This window comes from Janthinobacterium sp. GW821-FHT03A03, from assembly GCF_059421435.1.
In genome coordinates this window covers 40,633-56,700 of the sequence record NZ_JBWKUZ010000012.1, presented here as the reverse complement: position 1 = coordinate 56,700, position 16,068 = coordinate 40,633, and the positions used below count along the sequence as shown (strand labels likewise).

The 16,068-nt window shown below is 64.1% G+C and carries 16 protein-coding genes; 4 read left to right on the top strand and 12 right to left on the bottom strand.

Features of this window, described 5'->3' with window-relative positions:
• Positions 1-2: 2 nt before the first annotated feature.
• Positions 3-746, bottom strand: a complete 744-nt coding sequence (locus tag AC07VI_RS20040; protein ID WP_086145274.1) for an SURF1 family protein — start codon at positions 744-746, stop codon at positions 3-5.
• A 36-nt stretch (positions 747-782) separates the two neighbouring features.
• Here AC07VI_RS20040 and AC07VI_RS20035 point away from each other — a divergent pair, with 36 nt between their 5' ends.
• Positions 783-983, top strand: a complete 201-nt coding sequence (locus AC07VI_RS20035; RefSeq protein ID WP_046683386.1) for a twin transmembrane helix small protein — start codon at positions 783-785, stop codon at positions 981-983.
• A 120-nt stretch (positions 984-1,103) separates the two neighbouring features.
• Here the strand turns inward: AC07VI_RS20035 and AC07VI_RS20030 are convergent, their stop codons facing one another.
• The 7 genes from AC07VI_RS20030 to AC07VI_RS20000 all read right to left on the bottom strand — a co-directional run bounded on the left by AC07VI_RS20030 (position 1,104) and on the right by AC07VI_RS20000 (position 7,203).
• The gene (locus tag AC07VI_RS20030) at positions 1,104-1,964 is read right to left on the bottom strand and encodes a cytochrome c oxidase subunit 3 (protein ID WP_086145349.1); all 861 of its coding nucleotides are present in this window, start codon (positions 1,962-1,964) and stop codon (positions 1,104-1,106) included.
• A gap of 64 nt (positions 1,965-2,028) precedes the next feature.
• A complete protein-coding gene (locus AC07VI_RS20025; RefSeq protein ID WP_492992529.1) occupies positions 2,029-2,241 on the bottom strand; it encodes a DUF2970 domain-containing protein in 213 nt (70 codons plus the stop codon).
• 9 nt (positions 2,242-2,250) lie between these two features.
• Complete coding sequence (locus AC07VI_RS20020; RefSeq protein WP_301178804.1) at positions 2,251-2,811, bottom strand: cytochrome c oxidase assembly protein; 561 nt, start codon at positions 2,809-2,811, stop codon at positions 2,251-2,253.
• 8 nt (positions 2,812-2,819) lie between these two features.
• The gene (locus AC07VI_RS20015; protein ID WP_216356331.1) at positions 2,820-2,939 is read right to left on the bottom strand and encodes a cytochrome oxidase small assembly protein; all 120 of its coding nucleotides are present in this window, start codon (positions 2,937-2,939) and stop codon (positions 2,820-2,822) included.
• Positions 2,940-2,994: 55 nt separating this feature from the next.
• A complete protein-coding gene (gene ctaD, locus AC07VI_RS20010; RefSeq protein ID WP_086145271.1) occupies positions 2,995-4,593 on the bottom strand; it encodes a cytochrome c oxidase subunit I in 1,599 nt (532 codons plus the stop codon).
• A gap of 13 nt (positions 4,594-4,606) precedes the next feature.
• Positions 4,607-5,815, bottom strand: a complete 1,209-nt coding sequence (gene coxB, locus AC07VI_RS20005) for a cytochrome c oxidase subunit II (protein WP_086145270.1) — start codon at positions 5,813-5,815, stop codon at positions 4,607-4,609.
• A 464-nt stretch (positions 5,816-6,279) separates the two neighbouring features.
• Positions 6,280-7,203 carry a methyltransferase domain-containing protein gene (locus AC07VI_RS20000; protein ID WP_494808817.1) on the bottom strand — a complete coding sequence of 308 codons (924 nt, stop codon included), beginning with the start codon at positions 7,201-7,203 and terminating at the stop codon, positions 6,280-6,282.
• Positions 7,204-7,260: 57 nt separating this feature from the next.
• Here AC07VI_RS20000 and AC07VI_RS19995 point away from each other — a divergent pair, with 57 nt between their 5' ends.
• A complete protein-coding gene (locus AC07VI_RS19995) occupies positions 7,261-8,016 on the top strand; it encodes a ComFC family protein (protein ID WP_086145268.1) in 756 nt (251 codons plus the stop codon).
• 42 nt (positions 8,017-8,058) lie between these two features.
• A complete protein-coding gene (trmL, locus tag AC07VI_RS19990; protein WP_086145267.1) occupies positions 8,059-8,529 on the top strand; it encodes a tRNA (uridine(34)/cytosine(34)/5-carboxymethylaminomethyluridine(34)-2'-O)-methyltransferase TrmL in 471 nt (156 codons plus the stop codon).
• 1 nt (position 8,530) lies between these two features.
• Here trmL and AC07VI_RS19985 read toward each other — a convergent pair whose 3' ends face one another.
• Positions 8,531-9,328 (bottom strand): aminotransferase class IV family protein, encoded by a 798-nt coding sequence (locus tag AC07VI_RS19985; RefSeq protein WP_086145266.1) that lies wholly within the window; start codon positions 9,326-9,328, stop codon positions 8,531-8,533.
• A gap of 105 nt (positions 9,329-9,433) precedes the next feature.
• Here AC07VI_RS19985 and AC07VI_RS19980 point away from each other — a divergent pair, with 105 nt between their 5' ends.
• Entirely contained in the window at positions 9,434-10,351 is a 918-nt protein-coding gene (locus AC07VI_RS19980; RefSeq protein WP_086145265.1) for a LysR substrate-binding domain-containing protein, read from the top strand.
• Here the strand turns inward: AC07VI_RS19980 and AC07VI_RS19975 are convergent.
• From AC07VI_RS19975 to AC07VI_RS19965, 3 genes are read right to left on the bottom strand one after another with little or no spacing between them, the layout of a single operon-like run.
• A complete protein-coding gene (locus AC07VI_RS19975) occupies positions 10,348-11,091 on the bottom strand; it encodes a hypothetical protein (protein ID WP_492992525.1) in 744 nt (247 codons plus the stop codon). The genes AC07VI_RS19980 and AC07VI_RS19975 overlap by 4 nt on opposite strands.
• A gap of 12 nt (positions 11,092-11,103) precedes the next feature.
• On the bottom strand, positions 11,104-12,309 hold the full coding sequence (locus tag AC07VI_RS19970; RefSeq protein WP_226936248.1) for a hypothetical protein: 1,206 nt from the start codon (positions 12,307-12,309) through the stop codon (positions 11,104-11,106).
• A gap of 33 nt (positions 12,310-12,342) precedes the next feature.
• Positions 12,343-16,059: a tubulin-like doman-containing protein gene (locus AC07VI_RS19965; protein WP_494808816.1), complete on the bottom strand. Its 3,717-nt coding sequence runs from the start codon at positions 16,057-16,059 to the stop codon at positions 12,343-12,345.
• Positions 16,060-16,068 lie beyond the last annotated feature (9 nt).

Below are 16,068 nucleotides of genomic sequence, written 5' to 3'. Positions count from 1 at the left end.
TTTCAGGGTTGTTTGTTTGCACGTCGAAATCCTGTAAAGACAAAAAATAAAAAGGCCATCAGCGCCAGTGCATACCACTGGAAGGCATAGCCGCGGTGCTTGTCGGCGCCCAGGTCGGGCGCCGGCCAGTCGCGCACGGGAAGCTGGCCGGACGTCGCCATCGCTCCGTCGGCCGTTTGTTCGATGACGAGGGGCTGCAAGGCCAGCCCGCTGGCCTGCGCCAGCTGGGCGATATCGGCATTTTGCACGATGGCGTGCGGCGCCAGCGGCGGCGCCGTGCCCAGTTCCATCACGTGGCCCGCGTTCAGGCGCGCGATGCCGGTGATCGTCACCGTGCCGGCCGGCGTGGCGTAATCGGGGATGCGCGTGCGCTCGGCATTGTTGCGCGGCAACCAGCCCTGCGCCACCAGCACGTGCATGGGGGAACCGTCAATTTGAAATGGCGTGAGCACGTGGAAACCGGCCTGGCCCTGGTAGGGGCGATTGTCCAGGTACACGGTCCAGGCGGGCACGAAGCGGCCCGTGACGGTAACGCGGCGGTATTCGATCGCTTGCGCCTCGGCGGCCGACAAGGGCGCGGCGCCCAGGGCCAGGGGCGCGGCCTGGTTGCCCGCTTCCAGCCGGGCGGCGCGGGCGATTTTTTCATCGGCACGGCGCTGCTGCCATTGCGCCAGAGAGACGCCGAGGGCAACGAGTAGCAACATTACAACAAATGGAATCCATCTAAAATGGAAGCGGATACGCATTACAATGAAACCTCCTCAAGCCTGGCGCTACCATCCATGAAAATCCTCGTTGCCATCGCCTTCATCCTGATCCTGGGCAGCCTGGGCTCGGCCCTGTTCTTCCTCATGCGCGACAAGGGCAAGAGCAACCGCACCGTGCAGGCGCTGGCCCTGCGCGTGGGGCTGTCCATCACCCTGTTTTTGCTGATCCTGCTGGCGCATCATCTGGGCTATATCCAGCCCACGGGCATACATTAAGCCTCTTCTTGTCTGATTGGCAAATTCTTTACGCTAAGAAAAAAGCCGTACCCAGGATGTCCCGGTACGGCTTTTTTTATGGTGCAGGCGCACGCGTCAAGCGCGCGCCCTGCCCCGCCATTATAACCAATACACGACCACGTACAGGCCCAGCCAGACGACGTCGACAAAGTGCCAGTACCAGGCGGCGCCTTCGAAGCCGAAGTGGTGCTCGGGCGTGAAGTGGCCTTTCAGCACGCGGTACAGGATGACGGACAGCATGATGGCGCCCAGGGTCACGTGGAAGCCGTGGAAGCCCGTCAGCATGAAGAAGGTGGCGCCGTAGATGCCGGACGTCAATTTCAAGTTCAGTTCGCTGTAGGCGTGGATGTATTCGTAGACCTGGAAGCCCATGAAGATGGCGCCCAGCACGATGGTGGCAAACAGGAACAGGGCCGTCATGGCGCGGTGGCCGGCGCGCAGCGCGTGGTGCGAGATCGTCAGGGTGACGCCCGACATCAGCAGCAGGGCCGTATTGATGGTCGGAATCCAGAACGGCGTCATGGTGGTGAATTCCTGCACCGTGCCGGCCGGGCCCGTATTACCCCAGTGGGCGGCGAAGTCGGGCCAGATGAACTTGTGGTCGAGGTCGGCCAGCCACGGCATCGAGATGCTGCGCGCATAGAACAGGGCACCGAAGAAGGCGGCGAAGAACATGACTTCCGAAAAGATGAACCAGCTCATGCTCCAGCGGAAGGAATGATCGATGCGCTCGCTGTACAAGCCTTTTTCCGATTCGCCGATGGCGTCGCCGAACCAGAAATACAGCACCAGCAGGATGCCGGCGATGCCGATGAAGTTCAGATACGGTCCCCACGACACGTCGTTGACCCAGGCCGAGGCGCCTATCATGGTCAGCAGCAGGCTGGCGCCGCCCAGCAGGGGCCAGCGCGAGGGCCCGGGCACGAAATAATAAGGTGCGGCGGCGTGGTTGGAACTCATCATCATCTCCTCAAAAACTTGTAGGGTGGTTTTTATACGTTATAGATATAGATGCAGCAAAAAATCATGAGACAGCGAATTTAACGACGGCCAGGAGCACGCCGATCAGGCAAGCCACCACCAGCAATCCCGCGATGACGATGTGCACGGGATTGAGCCTGGCCGAATCCGTATCGAAATCGCTCTTGCGGCGCAAGCCCGTAAACGACCACACGACGGCCCGCAGCGAATACAGGAACGACGCTTTCTGCGCTTTGGATGCTTGCGGCTCGCTCATGGCACTCTCCTATTGGACGGCCGGCGCCTGAGCCTGGCTCAGACCGGCAATCTCGAAAAACGTGTACGACAGGGTAATGGTTTTCACCTCTTTCGGCAGGGCCGGATCGAGGAAGAACACCACCGGCATCTGCCGCGCCTCATGCGCCTTCAGGGTCTGCTGCTTGAAGCAGAAACACTCGACTTTCTTGAAGTGCGGCGTGGCGCTCTGCGGCGCGTAGCTGGGGATGGCTTGCGCATTGACGACGCGGTTTTGCGTATTGACCACTTCGTACATGACGGTCACCAGTTCGCCCGGATGAACTTGCATGCTCGACACGGTGGGGCGGAAGCGCCACGGCCCCTGGGCATTGCCGTCGAATTCGACGGTGATGCTGCGCGTCGTGTCGACCTGCGTATTGTTGTCGTAGGCGACCGTGCCATCCTTCTGCGTCAGCACGTTGATGCCCATCACTTCGCAGATCTGCTTGTAGACGGGAATCAGGGCATAGCCAAAGCCGAACATCAGCACGGCAATGACGATCAGCTTGCCCAGCATCTTGCGGTTCAGGCCGCGCGTTTCCTGTTGCACGGGCGTCGTCACGACAGCCACAACCGCTTGGCGAACACGGACAGGAAGAAGAAGGCCGCCAGGGCCGCCAATATCAGTCCGGTACGCAGGTTGTTCGGTTTTTTACGCTCAGTTTTCACTTCGGTCATGGCAGCTACTTTATTCAAGGCGGGCCGCGCAACACGCCGGCCCGTGACACTGACATTATTTGACGGTGGGCGGCGTTTCAAACGTGTGGAACGGCGCCGGGCTCGGCACGGTCCATTCCAGGCCTTCCGCGCCTTCCCATGGTTTTGCCGGGGCAGCCTTGCCGCCGCGGATGGTCGGCAAGACCACGAAGAACAGGAAGTACACCTGCATCAGGCCGAAACCGAAGGCGCCGATCGAGGCGACCATATTGAAGTCCGTGAACTGCGCCGGATAATCGGCGTAGCGGCGCGGCATGCCGGCCAGGCCCAGGAAGTGCATGGGGAAGAAGGTCACGTTGAACGTGATCAGCGACAGCCAGAAGTGGATTTTGCCGCGCGTCTCGTTGTACATATGGCCCGTCCATTTCGGCGACCAGTAGTAGAAGCCGGCGAACAGGGCGAACAGCGAACCGGCCACCAGCACGTAGTGGAAATGCGCCACCACGTAATACGTGTCCTGCAGCTGGATGTCGATCGGCGTGACGGCCAGGATCAGGCCGGTAAAACCGCCCATGGTGAAGACGAAGATGAAGCCTACCGAGAACAGCATCGGCGTCTCGAACGTCATCGAACCCTTCCACATGGTGGCGATCCAGTTGAACACTTTCACGCCCGTGGGCACGGCGATCAGCATGGTCGCGTACATGAAGAACAGCTGGCTCGTCACCGGCATGCCGGTAGTAAACATGTGGTGCGCCCAGACGATGAAGGACAGAATCGCGATCGACGCCGTGGCGTAGACCATCGACGCATAGCCGAACAGGGGCTTGCGGGCAAACGCGGGCAGGATCTGCGAGACGATGCCGAAGGCCGGCAAGATCATGATGTAGACCTCGGGGTGGCCGAAGAACCAGAAGATGTGCTGGTACATGACGGGGTCGCCGCCGCCTGCCGCATTAAAGAAGGACGTGCCGAAATGGCGGTCCGTCAGGGTCATGGTAATCGCGCCAGCGAGCACCGGCATGACGGCGATCAACAGATACGCGGTAATGAGCCAGGTCCAGCAGAACATCGGCATTTTCATCAGGGTCATGCCGGGCGCGCGCATGTTGAGGATGGTGACGATGATGTTGATCGAGCCCATGATGGACGAGGCGCCCATCAGGTGCATGGCGAAAATGGCCATGTCCATGCCGGGGCCCATCTGCGTCGACAGCGGCGCATACAGGGTCCAGCCGGCGGCCGTGGCGCCACCGGGCACGAGGAAGGACGTGGCCAGCAGGATGGCGGCCGGCGGCAGCAGCCAGAACGAAAAGTTGTTCATGCGGGCGAACGCCATGTCCGACGCGCCCACCTGCAGCGGGATCATCCAGTTGGCGTAGCCGACGAAGGCCGGCATGATGGCGCCGAAGACCATCACCAGGCCGTGCATGGTGGTCAGCTGGTTGAAAAATTCTGGGTGAAAAAATTGCAGGCCGGGATGAAACAGTTCCGTGCGTATCATCAGGGCCAGTACGCCGCCCGACAGCAGCATGATGAACGAGAACCACAAGTACAAGGTGCCGATATCCTTGTGGTTGGTGGCAAACAGCCAGCGGCGCCAGCCTGTCGGGTGGTCGTGGGCGTGGTCGTGGTCGTGACCGGCGTGGTCCAAGGTGCTCGTGCTAGTACTCATATGCGGCTCCTAATTACTTGCGTGCAGCCACGACTTCGGCTGGTTGAACGATGTTCTCTTCGGCCTTGTTCGACCAGGAATTGCGCGTGTAAGTGATCACTGCGGCGATTTCCGTGTCGGACAGCTGTTTCCACGCTGGCATTTCAGCCGGGAACTTGCCGCTCTTTTGCCCGTTCAGCAAGACATGAATCTGTTCCGCCTTCGGACCGTTCACCACGGCAGAGCCGTCCAGCGCTGCAAACGCACCCGGCACGCCCTTGCCCGTCGCCTGGTGACAGACCACGCAGTTGGCCGCATACACTTTCTCGCCCTTGACCTTCAACTCGTCGATGGTCCAGGTCTTGTTGGGATCATCAGCCAGTGCGGCCATTTCCTTTTGTTTTTTATCAACCCAGGCCTTGTAATCGTCGTTCGACACCACTTTGACGACGATGGGCATGAACGCGTGTTCCTTGCCGCACAGCTCGGCGCAATTGCCGCGGAAGGTGCCGACGTGGTCGGACTTGAACCAGGTGTCGCGCACGAAGCCGGGAATCGCATCCTGCTTCACGCCGAAGGCGGGCACGGACCAGGCGTGGATGACGTCGTTGGCCGTCAGCACCATGCGGATCTTCTTGTTGACCGGCACCACGACTTCGTTGTCGACTTCGATCAGGTAGTTTTCACCGCGTTTTTCCGTCGGCGGCGCGCCCGGCGCCCCCACTTGCGCGCGCGGCGTGGCCAGGTTGGAGAGGAAGGAAATGCCTTCGCCCTCGCCTTTCAGGTAATCATAGCCCCATTTCCACTGCATGCCGGTGGCCTTGATGGTGATGTCGGCGTTCGAGGTGTCCTTCATGCCGACCACGGTGCGCGTGGCAGGCAGGGCCATGCCGATGACGATCAGGAAAGGCACGACGGTCCAGGCGATCTCGACGGTGGTGCTTTCGTGGAAGGTGGCCGGCTTGTGGCCCAGGGACTTGCGGTGCTTGAAGATGGAATAGAACATGACGCCGAACACGGCCACGAAGATCACTAGGCAGATGATCATCATCCAGGTGTGCAAATCGTAGATTTCATGGGCGATCTGTGTCGCCGGCGGCTGCAGATTCATTTCAAACGGCACGGGACCGCCGGTGCCGGGATAGGTGCCGGCAGCCGGTGCCGCCGTGGCCCATCGCCCGATGCCAAACGCTGTCAAAGACAGCCCGAGCAGCAACGATTGAAGTCGCTTTGCATGTGTCATGTTTTCCCCAACCACCCAAAAATAAAGATATTTTAAACGGCTGCGGATTTCTCCGTACTGGACCGCTGCCGCTCCTCCATGAAAGCAACACGGCCAAATCCCGGCCATGCGCGTCAAGCACCAGCGAATTCCATGCTGGCCGTCCACAGCAAAACGCAGACGAACAACCATGCTGGAATCCTGTTTTTCTTCCACGCCCTGATATGGCCATGCATGGAAGATGGTTACTATACTAATGCAGTAACTTCGAATAAGTCTCGCTTTGTTTTATTTATTTTGTATGCAGCCCTTGTTTTTTCTACTTAACAAGCTGACAAACAATCAACGATTATAATCAAGTAAACTTGAATCCATCAAGCAATAATCGGCTTTGTGCGCGCCCTTCTCCCGGCCGCCGCGCGCTTTGCAACGCTTGTTGTACATCAAAGCGCGGATGGCAACCGAGTGTCGGTTTCTTTATGCTGTCATTTCGGCTTGCGCGGCAGATCGAAACGGATGATGGCCTCGCCATTGCGCGTCACGCGCGGCGCGGGGCGGAAGGCGTGGCCATAAATGATCTCGAAACTCAGGCCCAGCTTGCCGTCGGGACGGCGCATCTTTTCCAGCGCAGCCAGCATGCGCTGCCAGGCCGCCTTGCCCATCAGACCGCGCCGCCGCGTGGTCAGCGGGTTGCCGCCGAAGGCGCGCACGTCGGCCAGCAGCTTTTCCGCCGTGTCGTAGGTGACGGTGATGATTTCCATGTCCAGCACGGGCGTGGAAAAGCCCGCCTCGACCAGCATGTCGCCAAAGTCGTGCATGTCGACGAAGGGGAAGGCGTGCGGATACAGGTCCGCCTCGGCAAACGCGTCGCGCACTTCGCGGAAGGTGTCGGGGCCGAAGCAGGAAAACATCAGCAAGCCGTCGAGGCGCAGCGCGCGCCGCCATTCCGCAAACACGCGGTCGGGCTGGGCGTGCCAGTGCAGCGCCAGGTTGGACCAGACCAGGTCGACGCTGCTGGCGGCCAGCGGCAGGTCGCCCAGGTCGCCGCACAATAAATCCACGCCCGTCTTCGCCGGCAAGAGCTTGCTCAGGAACTGGTTCAGGCCGGCCAGCTTCGACGCGGGCGCGCGCGCCGCCTGCATCATCGCTTGCGCTGCATCGAGACCGATGATCTGCGCTGCGGGATAATCCTTGTGCAGCTGCGCCAGGTCCGCGCCGGGGCCGCAACCGGCATCGAGCACGCGCAAGGGCGTGATTTTCACCAGTTCCAGGCGCTCGTGCATGCGTGCCGACACTTCGCGGCGCAGGAAATCCGACGGCGCGATGCGCGCCGGACGGGAAAAGAAATCGCGTACTTGCACCGCATCGATGGGCGCACTCATTTTGGGCGGACTGGTGGGAACTGGCATGTGAAATCGGGTGAGGTGAGATAATGTCGGCAGTGTACATGGAACGACGCCATCGCGATGCGGACGGCCGCCCTGCCCCGCCTTGAGGCCGCATGGCAGGCGCTGCAGCTGTGGCTGGGCGCCGCGGTGCTGCCGGCGCAATGCGCGCTGTGCGGCAGCGGCTGCCCGCAAGCGCTGTGCGCGCCCTGCCGCGCCCAATACCTGGGACAAGCACGGTGCCGCTGCCGCCAGTGCGCCAATCCGCTCGCCGACATCGAGATGGCGCAGCTGTGCGGGCGCTGCTTGCGCCACCGGCCCGCGTATGACGCCACGGTCACGGCGTTCGACTATGCGGCGCCCGTCGACCAGTTGCTGCTGCAGCTGAAATTCGGCGCGCGCCTGGCACTGGCGCCCCTGCTGGCGCAACTGCTGTATGTTGCCATTCAGCAACAACCTGCATGGACAATGCCGCAACTGCTGTGTCCCGTGCCGCTGGGTCCGGCCCGGCTGGCCGAGCGGGGCTACAACCAGGCGCTGGAAATCGCCCGGCCGCTGGCGCGCCTGCTGGACGTCCCTTTGCAGCCGCGCCTGGCGCTGCGCGTGCGCGAAACGCGGGCGCAAAGCGGCGTGCCGCCGCGCGAGCGGCAAGCCAACCTGGCGCACGCGTTTGCCATCGCTCCGGAAACTGCGGATGTATTACAAGGATGCCATGTCGGCATCGTCGACGACGTGATGAGCAGCGGCCACACCGTCAACGCCCTGGCGGCCGCCTGCAAGGGCGCAGGGGCGGCAAGGGTCAGCATATTGGTGGCGGCGCGCACGCCGCCGCATTAGAGTAGCGACATATTAGATACAGATAGACCCAAGGAGAGCATTTTGTTTCACGTTGTTTTGGTAGAACCTGAAATCCCGCCCAATACGGGCAACGTCATCCGCCTGTGCGCCAACACGGGCGCGCAGCTGCACCTGGTCGAACCGCTGGGCTTTCCCCTCGACGACGCCAAGATGAAGCGCGCCGGCCTCGATTACCACGATTACGCCAGGATGAAGGTGCACAAGAACTGGGCGGCGTTCCTGGCCGACACCCAGCCCGACCCGGCCCGCATGTTCGCCATGACCACGCGCGGCTCGCGCCCGTTCGGCGACGTGGCCTTCCTGCCGGGCGACGTGTTCGTGTTCGGCTCGGAAACGAAAGGCCTCGACCCCGCCCTGCGCGACGGCTTCCCCGCCGAACAGCGCATCCGCCTGCCCATGCGCCCGGACAACCGCAGCTTGAATTTATCGAATACGGTGGCTGTCGTTGTCTACGAGGCGTGGCGCCAGCATGGGTACCAGGGCGGCGCGTAAGCTACGGCAGCAGCAAGGCTTCCGCCTCGTAGGCCCGGCGCAACAGGGCCAGGAACGCCGGCGCGGACGGCAGATCGATGGCGCCGATACGCGTGACGGGCACGCCGGGCGTCCAGGAATTCATGACGACGGCGCCGCCCATGCCAGCCACGTCGGCCAGGCGCATTTCCTGCTCGCGCTGCGGCAGGCCCAACCGCTCCAGCTGGCGGCGCACGATGGACATCGTCGTGCCCGCCAACATGGCGGCCACGGGCCACACGACGGCCTGTCCATCCCAGAACGCCAGGTTCCAGATCGTCCCTTCGCTGAGCCGGCCTTCACGATCGAGAAAAACGGCGTCATCCAGCCCTTGCCGGGCCGCCTCGCGCAAGTAATACGTCTTGGCGATTTCTCCCACATGTTTAATCGAAGGCAACATGCGTTCATGTTCGACGGCCAGCAGCCGCAGCGGCCCCGGCGGGCCATCCGACGGCGGGCCTGTACGCACCAGCAACTGCGGCATGGCGGGCGCGGCCGCCACGGCGAATTCGCCCGCGGGACAGGACAGGGTCGCCGTCAGCGAACAATCTGCCGGACTGTGCTGCAGCGCCGTGCGCAGCTGCGCCAGCAGTGCCGCGTCGGGCATGGCCTGGCCAAACAGCGCCAAGCAGGCGTGGCGCAGGCGCGCCAGGTGCAGGTCGAGGCCGCGTACCTTGCCGCCGCGCACCTGCATGGCCGTGAAATGGGCGTAGCCGGCAAAGGCCAGCGGCGCAAGCTCGGCGCTGCTGGCGCGGTGGCCGTTCAATTGGGCCAGGGACATATGTTTTCTCCACGTGTATCATCAAGGAAAAACATTATCGGCAATCGCCAGCGCCTTGAAAAACGAGGAGTTTTTACTTCACCATTCAATTTTCCTTGAAGATCTATGCAACGCATGCTCCCCGGCACCCGTGCCCTGCGCACCTATGAGGCGGCGGCACGCCACCTGAATTTCACGCACGCGGCGCAGGAGCTGGGCTTGACGCCGGCCGCCGTCAGCTACCAGGTCAAGGAAATGGAAGAGCAGCTGGGATTGCAGCTGTTCGCGCGCAATAGCCGCAGCATGGCGCTGACGCCGGCCGGGCGTTTGCTGTTCGACGCGGCCGCCGATGCGCTGGCCACCCTGCGCCACGCCGTGGCGCGCGCGCAGCGCCTGAACCGCGGCGGCGCGCCGCTGCGCCTGTCGCTTGGACCCCGCTTTGCCACCCACTGGCTGCTGCCCAGGCTGGCGAACTGGCGCGCCGCCCATCCCGACGTGGCCCTGACCTTCGATATCAGCGACGACGTGCGCGATTTCGATACGGACGAAGTCGATATCGCCATCCGCTTCGGCGCCGGCGCCTATGCGGGCACACATGCCGTGCGCCTGTTCGATACGCAAGTGGTGCCCGTCTGCAGTCCCGCCCTGCTGGCGGGCGGCGCCAGCCTGCGGCAGCCGCGCGACCTCGTGGGCCAGACGCTATGCCAGGTGGATTGCCAGATAGATAATATGGTGTGGCCGAACTGGGCCATGTGGATGGCGGCGGCCGGCGTGGCCGGCTTCGACGCCAGCCGCTGCGTGGGCTTTCGCGATTCTGCCCACGTGCTGCAGGCCGTCCTTGACGGCGGCGCCGTCGGCCTGCTGGAGCTGGCCATGATCCAGCAGGAAGTGGCACAGGGCCGCTTGCTGCGCCTGTTCGATATCGGCATTCCGGTGGCGGCCGGCCATGCCTATCACCTGGTGTGGCCGGACGCGGGCGCAGAAGACGGCCGCATCCGGGTGTTCCGGCAGTGGCTGCTGGAACAGCTTGCCGTCGGCTCTTAACGCTGCGCCAGCCGCGCCGCGACGCTATTGTCGTCCAGCATCACCAGCTGCGTGCGCAAGTCGCGCGTGGCGGCCAGCTTGCCGTTCACGTACAGATTCGTCTTGACGCCGTACACGCCCTGCGACACGCCGGCCGGCAAGGTCAGCTCGAACGAGTTTTCAAAGCGCCCGCCCGATTTGTTGTTGCTGGCCAGGGATTTGGAACCGGACTTGAATGGCTGGCCCTGCGGGTCGAGCACCACCAGCTCTTCGCGCACGTCGTTGACGCTTTGCGCGCTGCCGTTGACCAGCTCCACCACCGAATTGACCTTGAACGGCTGGCCGCGCTTGACGGTCGATGCGCTCAGCTGCGGCGTGTAGGACACCACTTGCGGCTCGCGCGGCAAGGCGCCGCGCGTGCGGATGTAGTCGCGGTCCGCCTGCGCCGCCGTCTTGGTCTGGCGCGAATTGACATTGATGGCCAGACAGCCGGCCGCCGCCAGGCCGCCGCCGATGGCCGCGCCCTTCAGCGCGCCATTCTTGCCGCTGACCAAGGCACCCAGCAAGGCGCCCACGGCCGCGCCGGCCGCCGCCGTCGCCCCCACGCTGCACGGATCGTCATCCGTCGCGCCCGTTGGGGGCCCCGGGTAGGTCGTGTCCTGGCGTACGCCCTCCGGATTCATCGGCGCCGTGGCGCAGCCGGCCAGCATGGCCGCGATCGTCAGCGCGGCGGCCGCGCGCAGCGTGGTGTGGTTCATCATGTTCACTCCGGTCTATTTAATCGTCGTTTCCGTCTGCAGCACCTGCCGTTCGCGCTCGCGGATGCGGCGCGACAGATTGTCGATGCGCGCATTGCCAGGATCGACGCGGCGCGCGCTTTCCAGATAGGTCTTGGCCGCGTCGAACTTGCCTTCCAGCAAAGAACGCTCGGCGTCGCGCAGGAACGACTGCGCCATCTCGTTGCGCATGGCCGCGCCGCTATCGACGGGTGCCGTTTCCAGCGGACGGCGTTCGGCCACGGCAGGACGTTCGACCGCGCGCGCGGGCGCCGGTTCCAGTGCTGCCGGTGCGGGGGCCGGTGCAGAGACAGGCGCGGGGGCGGGGGCAGGCGCCGCCGACAGCGCCTGCACGTCGGCCTTCAATTGCGGCAATTCCACCGCTTCGCGGTCGATCGCTTCCAGCCTGGCGATGCCATTGCGCGCCGCCGCCGCATCCTTGCCGTCAAGCGCCTGGCGCACGCCCACCAGCACCGAGGCGGCCGCCGCCTGCTGGCGCGTCAATTGCTTGCGCAACGATTCCACGCTGGCCGCGCCCGCGCAATCGACGTCGAGCGCGGCGATGCTCCTGGCGGCGCTTTGCAATTGATGGCCGTCAATATTGCGTTCGATGGCGCGCGCGCCGCGCTGGCAAGCGCCGGAGGCGGCCCCGGCCTTGGCGATGGCCGCCTGCAAGTCGTCCGCCTTGGCGCTGGACTTGCCCGTGCACGCCAGTTGCGCCGTCGCCAGCTTCTGGCGGGCGCCGTCCAGGCTGCCATTCGCCACCAGTTTCAAGCCGCTGTCGATGGCGTCATTGCAAGCCGATGCATTTTTTCCGCCCGGCTTGCCGTTCATGTAGACGACGACGGCCGCCAGCACGGCTGCGCCGCCCAGCCAGCGCAGCCACTTGCGCGGCGGCGGGACTGCCGGTGCAGGCGCCGATGGCGGCACCGGCGCGGGCTTCGGCGCGGCTTGCGGCGGCACCGGAGCCGGAGCTGGCTTCGGCGGCGGTTTCGGCGCGGGCGCCGGCGCCACCGGCACGGGCGGCGGCTTGGGCGCCGGCGGCGGCGCTACGGGCACAGGCGCTGGCACAGGCAGCGGCGGCGGCACGGCCGGCGCCGCGGGCGCGGATGGCTTGGCCGCGCCGGCCTGCGCCTGCCCGCAGTACGGGCAATGGCTGACGGCGGTCCACAGACCGGTCTTGCATTTGATGCAGATATCCAAAACTAATCCTTCATTCCAGCGTCATTCCAGCGTTCACAAGGGCGGCGGCATCAACGGTGGCGGCGCGCTGAGGAACAGGGGCGCCAGCTCGGGGAACTGGGCCAGGTCGGCCCAGGCCGGCAAACCGGCGCGCCACACCTTGGTGCTGCCAGGTACGACCTGCCCCGCCTGCACGTACTGCACGATCTGCTGGGCCGTGAACGGTCCCTGCTGCTGGCCGTTTATGCCCAGGAAATACTGATACTCCACCAGCGGCGGCGGCATGCCGCCCAGCGGTGGCGGCGCCATGCCAAAGGCCGGCGCCACGGCGGCGGCCGGCGCCACGGCGGCGGCCGGCGCGCTGGCCGGGCGCAGCAATTGCTCCAGGCGTCCCGCTTCCAGCATTTCCGCCTTGACCGCATATTTCAGGCGCGGCTGGCCGTCCGCTTCCGGTTCGCGCACTTCCCAGTCGTAGGCGTCGCCGTCGGAGTCGCCGATGACGTTCGCCCACTCCTTCAGCCGGCCCAGCAGGGCTTGCACCGTGCGGTCGAGCTCATCGCTGGCCATGCCCTTGCGGCGCGCCGACTCGCGCAGGCGCGCGCCCACTTCGGCGGAAATGGCGCTGCCAAAGCCGACGTAAGGCAGCTGCGAGCCGTCGGCCTGCGCCACCAGCTTGGGCGCATACACCGTGCGTTCATAGTATTTTGCCAGCGCCGCCATGGCCGCCGTCTGCACGGCGTCAAGCGCCGTCAATTTTTCCTCGATGCGCAGGGCGATGTTTTTCTCGTACGAGGCGGGCATGCCGTTCTGGCGGATGGCCCGTTCGTTGCCGATGCGGCGCAAATCGCCCGGTTCGACGGCAAACTGATACTGGCCCGGCGGCACGACTCTGCCCGTGTGGCGCGTCAGCACGCCCAGCATGATCGCTTGCAGGAATTCGCCGAAGTCTTCGGCCAGGCGTTTCATCTCGTCCGTATTCGGCGCGATCGGATGCGTAAATTGCGTTGGATCAATATGCGTGTGGGTCGGCGCCTTGTCGTTGTCGCCTTCCTTGCGGTAGCTGGTGCGCCAGCCTTCCAGGCCGCGCAGCACCGTCATCGGCACGCCGGCCAGTTCGCAATAGCAGACGGCGCGCCCACGCGTGCCCGTCTCGACGATTTCCAGCTGGCTCACCGTGATGCCCACCTGGGTCGGCACGCACGATTCAAGCTCAGCGCCGAATTTCGCCTTGAAGCCGGCCGCGTTGGCCACGCCGATCACGCACTTGAACTGGTCCGACACGACCGTGAAGTCGCCCGCCATGTTGGCGTCGATCCACGGCATGGAGCAGGCCAGCAGCTTGCGGAAACGGTCCAGGCGTTCGGACACGTCCATCTGTTCCAATGCCTCGAACAGGGGATCGGGCGTGCTCGTCGCCCCTTCCGCCAGGCCCGCCGTGGCGATCATGTTCTCGGCCATGCGCGTGACCTTGGCCAGGATCAAGCCCCGCTGCGCCGGTTCGCCCAGCATGGGGAACAGGGCTTTCGAGCCGCCCATGTCCTTGAACGCTTCATCGGCCCACTGGCGCAAGGTGGCCGCCGACGGCAGCGCAATGTCTTTTTCCGTGACGGGAATGACGATCAGGGTCGCGTGTTCCTTGTCCAGGTCCTTTTGCAGGATGGAATTGGCCGTTTTCAGTTCGGCCAGCATGGCCAGCACGCCTTCGCGGCCCGTTTGCAGCTCGCCCACCAGGCCATTCCACTGCGCGCGGCCCTGCGCATCGACGCCGACCCGGTTGCCCAGCCAGCGCGACAGCTCGCCCAGCAGAATGACGGACTCGTCCGCCGCCTTGGCGCGCAGATGGAATTTCAGCGCATTCGCCATTTCCGTGCGCAGATGATCCATCACCACGCCGGCCTGCTTTTCGCCATTGCTGAGGAAGCCGAAGGTGCTGCGCGTCTGCTCCAGGTTGTTCAGCAGGCGCTCGTATTCGCGCGAACGCACGGCTTCCTTGATTTCGCGGTAGCGCTCGGCATTCGCGCCGATCTGCGCCGTCAAGCCGCTGCCCGGCGCCTCGATGCGGTCCTTGATCTGTTCCACCAGCGACAGCACGTATTCCAGGCCGCCAAATTCCTTGTTGTCAAGATAGCCATACAGCTGGTCGCGCACGACTTTCTTGACGTCGTCGAGCACTTCGCGGCGGCGCTTGCTGATGCGGTCTTCCGTCGTGTCGGCCGTGGAATCCTGGTCGCGCACGGCGTCGCGTTCCAGGTGCTTCATGGCGTCGCGCACCTGGGCCGGCCATTCGCTGCGGTCAAAGCCCGTGCGGATATCGTTGATGCGCGTGTTGACGCGGTTTTCCACGCCGGCCAGCAAGTGGCCGTGGCGGTCTTCCAGCAATTCGTCGACGACGCGGAAATCGATGAAATCGCCGCTGGAGCGCTTCAGTTCGATGCTCTTGTCGGAAAATTCGGGGAAATCGCTGAACGGCGTGCCCTTCAGGAACATATTTGCAGCCAGGAAATTATCACGCTGCGTATCCGTGGCGCGGTTGGCGCCCGCATCCGTGCCGCCCACGCCGAAGAACGCCTGCAGCATGGCGCCGGCCCAGCGGTGGGCCCGCTCGTCGCGCGCCGCTTCCTGGCGCGTATCGAGCACGGCCATGCCGAACGAGGAAAAGCGCTTCGAGAAATACAGACGCATGTCGCCGAAGCGGTCTTGCGGCACGGGCGCGTTGTACAGCGAATTCTTGTGCTGCGCCTGGTTGACGGCGATCGAGCGCTTGGCGCGCGCAAAGTCGGCCGAGGCGAAATCCTCGAACAGCGAATCGGCCACCATGTGGTAGACGTCGCTGACTTCCTTGGTGTGCTGCTGCGCAAGATTGCCCGAATCGATCAGGTAGACCTCGCTGTACGGCTCGCGCGTCAGCTCGGGGCGGTCATATGCATCCCAGCGGCCCACATAGCCCTTGTTGCCCATCATGGCCGATTCCAGCTCCATCAGCGCCGCATAGCCGTTGGCCTCGACCCTGTCCTTGTTGGCCTTGGTGTAGCCGGTCGGCAAGAACAGCATCAGCTCCACGTCGGCCGCGCCCACTTCGCTGCGCGCCAGCCAGCGCGCCAGCAAGCCCATGTCGAGGAAGGAGCCGGAACCCGTGCCGCCGGCCACGGAACCGACGATGACGATGCGGAAACGGTTCGTTTCCATGCGCAAACCCAGTTCGGCCAGCTGGCGCTCGTGCGACAGGCCCGCCTTCAGCGCTTTCAGCTTCAGGCGGATCTTGTCGCGGATCTTCGCGTACTTGTCGAAGAAGTACAGGCGCGAGACGGCGCGGATCTGCCCGGCGCCGCTGCTCATGTCGAAACGCAGTTCGCGGATGCGCTGCGGCGTCAGCGGCAGCCATTCCTTGATGTGCGGATATTTCTCCAGAGAATCTTCATCACGGCTGTACTTGTCCATGTCGAACGATTCGACCACCTTGTCGTCGTCCGTGAACTTCACCTGGTCGAACTGCAAGTCCTTCGCCTGCGACTCGCCGCTTTCGATCACGGCGCCATTATCGAGGTCGAAATGGATGAATTGCGCGATGGGAAAGTCGGCCAGCCCCTCGATGCGCGTGCGGTTGCCCGCGCCGCCCCACAGGGTGTTGAGGATGCGCCGGCGCACGCGCATCAGCACCTGCATGCCCGTGCCGCCGATGCCGATGAACAGGGTCGGGCGCAGTTCGATGATCTTGTCCTGCTTGCGCTCGCTGGCGCCGCCGGGGATGGTTTGGTTCAGGTTCTCTGCCATGGCGATTCC

Excerpts from the sequence above, each read along its gene's own strand:
- AC07VI_RS20040 (WP_086145274.1), bottom strand. The coding sequence starts at position 746 with ATGCGTATCCGCTTCCATTTTAGATGGATTCCATTTGTTGTAATGTTG.
- AC07VI_RS20035 (WP_046683386.1), top strand. The coding sequence starts at position 783 with ATGAAAATCCTCGTTGCCATCGCCTTCATCCTGATCCTGGGCAGCCTG.
- AC07VI_RS20030 (WP_086145349.1), bottom strand. The coding sequence starts at position 1,964 with ATGAGTTCCAACCACGCCGCCGCACCTTATTATTTCGTGCCCGGGCCC.
- AC07VI_RS20025 (WP_492992529.1), bottom strand. The coding sequence starts at position 2,241 with ATGAGCGAGCCGCAAGCATCCAAAGCGCAGAAAGCGTCGTTCCTGTAT.
- AC07VI_RS20015 (WP_216356331.1), bottom strand. The coding sequence starts at position 2,939 with ATGACCGAAGTGAAAACTGAGCGTAAAAAACCGAACAACCTGCGTACC.
- ctaD (WP_086145271.1), bottom strand. The coding sequence starts at position 4,593 with ATGAGTACTAGCACGAGCACCTTGGACCACGCCGGTCACGACCACGAC.
- coxB (WP_086145270.1), bottom strand. The coding sequence starts at position 5,815 with ATGACACATGCAAAGCGACTTCAATCGTTGCTGCTCGGGCTGTCTTTG.
- AC07VI_RS20000 (WP_494808817.1), bottom strand. The coding sequence starts at position 7,203 with ATGCCAGTTCCCACCAGTCCGCCCAAAATGAGTGCGCCCATCGATGCG.
- AC07VI_RS19995 (WP_086145268.1), top strand. The coding sequence starts at position 7,261 with ATGCGGACGGCCGCCCTGCCCCGCCTTGAGGCCGCATGGCAGGCGCTG.
- AC07VI_RS19985 (WP_086145266.1), bottom strand. The coding sequence starts at position 9,328 with ATGTCCCTGGCCCAATTGAACGGCCACCGCGCCAGCAGCGCCGAGCTT.
- AC07VI_RS19980 (WP_086145265.1), top strand. The coding sequence starts at position 9,434 with ATGCAACGCATGCTCCCCGGCACCCGTGCCCTGCGCACCTATGAGGCG.
- AC07VI_RS19975 (WP_492992525.1), bottom strand. The coding sequence starts at position 11,091 with ATGATGAACCACACCACGCTGCGCGCGGCCGCCGCGCTGACGATCGCG.
- AC07VI_RS19965 (WP_494808816.1), bottom strand. The coding sequence starts at position 16,059 with ATGGCAGAGAACCTGAACCAAACCATCCCCGGCGGCGCCAGCGAGCGC.